The 2,603-nt window shown below is 64.7% G+C and carries 3 protein-coding genes; all 3 read right to left on the bottom strand.

Going from position 1 to position 2,603, the window contains the following annotated elements; genetic code table 11:
- Nucleotides 1-1,193 (bottom strand): NAD(P)(+) transhydrogenase (Re/Si-specific) subunit beta (locus tag I2488_RS19360; protein WP_196277433.1); only part of this gene is annotated, 1,193 nt, incomplete at its 3' end.
- A complete protein-coding gene (locus tag I2488_RS19355; protein WP_011445494.1) occupies nt 1,193-1,477 on the bottom strand; it encodes an NAD(P) transhydrogenase subunit alpha part 2 in 285 nt (94 codons plus the stop codon). The genes I2488_RS19360 and I2488_RS19355, both read right to left, overlap by 1 nt.
- An 11-nt stretch (nt 1,478-1,488) precedes the next feature.
- Nucleotides 1,489-2,603, bottom strand: a 1,115-nt coding sequence (locus I2488_RS19350) for an NAD(P) transhydrogenase subunit alpha (protein WP_196277432.1), incomplete at its 5' end; no start/stop codon positions are given.

Genomic DNA, 2,603 nt, shown 5'->3' with positions numbered 1-2,603 from the left:
ACAGACTTTGCAAAGACGTGTGTTGCCGATGAGTCTGCCGCCAACTGTGACAAATCCCTTTCCAGCTCGAACACTTCATCGTAGGGCACGTTGGCTTCGGCAAGCAGCACGTTCATGTGGCCGGGCATGCGGCCCGCGACCGGGTGGATGGCGTACTTGACGTTGACGCCTTCCTTCTTGAGCACGTCGCCCATCTCGCGCAGTGCGTGCTGCGCCTGGGACACGGCCATGCCGTAGCCGGGGATGATGATGACGTTCTCGGCTTCCTTCATCATGTAGGCCGCGTCTTCGGCAGAGCCGCGCTTCCACGGACGCTGCTCCCTGGCCGCGCCGCCAGCGGCGGAAGCCTCGGCCCCGAAGCCGCCTGCGATAACCGCAAGGAACCCGCGGTTCATCGCCTTGCACATGATGTACGACAGGATCGCACCCGACGAACCGACCAGTGCGCCGGTCACGATCATCGCGGTGTTGTGCAGCGTGAAGCCCATCGCCGCCGCCGCCCAGCCCGAGTAGGAGTTGAGCATCGAGACGACCACCGGCATGTCCGCGCCGCCGATCGGGATAATCAGCAGGAAGCCGATGATGAACGAAAGCACGGTGATCGTGGCGATCACCCAGGCCGACTGGTCCTGCGTGAAGTATGCGACGAGACCAATGATCGCCACCAGCGTGCCGAGGTTCAGCACGTGGCGGCCCGGCAGCAGGATCGGCGACCCGCTCATCTTGCCGGCGAGCTTGAGGAAGGCGATGACGCTCCCTGAGAAGGTGATCGCACCGATGGCAATGCCAAGGCCCAGTTCGATGCGGCTGACGGGGTTGATCTGGCCATCGGGAAGCATGATCCCGAAAGCATCGGGATTGAGGTAGGCGGCAAGACCCACCAGCACGGCGGCCAGGCCGACCAGCGAGTGGAACGCGGCGACAAGCTGCGGCATGTCGGTCATCGCGATCTTGCGGGCGATGACGAAGCCGATGCCGCCACCGATGGCCAGCGCCACGATGATTTCCGGCAGGCTGGCAATCTCATGCGTCAGCAGCGTGGTGGCGACCGCGATGGTCATGCCGATCATGCCATAGCGATTGCCCGCACGGCTCGTCGCCGGACTGGAAAGCCCGCGCAGCGCGAGGATGAAGAGGACGCCCGAGACCAGATAGGCCAGCGCGACCCAGGGAGAGACAGCGACGTGTTCCATCACTTCTTCTCCTTCTTCTTGTACATCGCCAGCATGCGCGCCGTCACGGCGAACCCGCCGAAGATGTTGACCGAAGCCAGCACCACCGCGCCCAGCCCCAGCCACTTGGCAGACGGGCTACCGGCAGCTGCCGAAGCCACCAGCGCGCCAACCACGATCACCGAGGAGATCGCATTGGTCACCGCCATCAGCGGCGTATGCAAAGCCGGCGTGACCGACCAGACCACGTAGTACCCGACAAAGCAGGCGAGCACGAAAATGCTCAGGATCGATATGAAGTCCATGGCTTTCCCCCTCAGCCGAGCAGTCGTTCGTTGACCACCTTGCCGCCCTGCGTCAGGCGGATGGCGTTGCCGATTTCCTCGTCGAGCACGGGCTTGCCCTGCTCCTTGTCCCAGAAGGCCGAGAGGAAGTTGTAGAGGTTGCGCGCGAACAGTGCCGAGGCATCCGCCGGCAGGTGCGCAGGCGTGTTCGAATAGCCGACGATCTTGACGCCGTGCTTCTCGACGACCTGGTCGGGCACCGAACCCTCGACGTTCCCGCCCTGCGCCACGGCAAGGTCGTAAATCACCGAGCCGGGCTTCATTGTGGCGATCTGCGCATCCGAGATCAGGCGCGGCGCAGCGCGACCCGGAATCAGCGCGGTGGTGATCACGATGTCCTGCTTGGCAATGTGCGCGCTGACCAGTTCGGCCTGGGCCTTCTGGTATTCCTCGCTCATTTCCGTGGCATAGCCACCGGCGCCTTCGCCTTCGATGCCGGCCACGCTCTCCACGAAGATCGGCTTGGCGCCGAGCGACTGGATCTGCTCCTTGGTGGCCGAGCGCACATCGGTCGCCGAGACCTGCGCACCGAGGCGGCGCGCCGTCGCAATCGCCTGAAGCCCGGCAACGCCGACGCCCATGACGAAGCACTTGGCGGCAGAAACGGTGCCCGCCGCCGTCATCATCATCGGGAAAGCACGGCCATAGAGGTTCGCGGCGACCAGCACCGCCTTGTAACCGGCAAGGTTCGACTGCGAGGACAGGATGTCCATCGACTGCGCGCGAGTGATGCGCGGCATGAACTCCATTGCCAGCGCTTCGAAGCCCGCGGCGGCATAGGCATCCACGCGCGCACGCCTGCCGAACGGATCCAGCCCCGCGACGATCCACGCGCCGGGATTTGCGCCAGCCAGCAGCTCCGGCTCCGGTCCCTGCACGCCAAGCACGATATCCGCGCCCTGAACGGCATTGTCCGCAACTTCCGCTCCTGCAGCGCGGTATTCTTCGTCCGAGATCGAGGCGGTAATGCCCGCCCCGGTCTCGACAGCCACCGTGGCCCCGAGGGCAATGAACTTCTTCACGGTTTCCGGCGATGCCGAAACCCTGCTCTCCCCCGTCGCCCGTTCCCGAAGGACGGCGATCTTCA

The organism is Novosphingobium jiangmenense, assembly GCF_015694345.1.
Taxonomy (GTDB): domain Bacteria; phylum Pseudomonadota; class Alphaproteobacteria; order Sphingomonadales; family Sphingomonadaceae; genus Novosphingobium; species Novosphingobium jiangmenense.
This window is presented reverse-complemented; position numbering and strand designations above follow the sequence as displayed.

What these genes read in the sequence shown, in the direction of transcription:
- I2488_RS19355 (WP_011445494.1), bottom strand. Translation starts at nt 1,477, where the DNA reads ATGGACTTCATATCGATCCTGAGCATTTTCGTGCTCGCCTGCTTTGTC.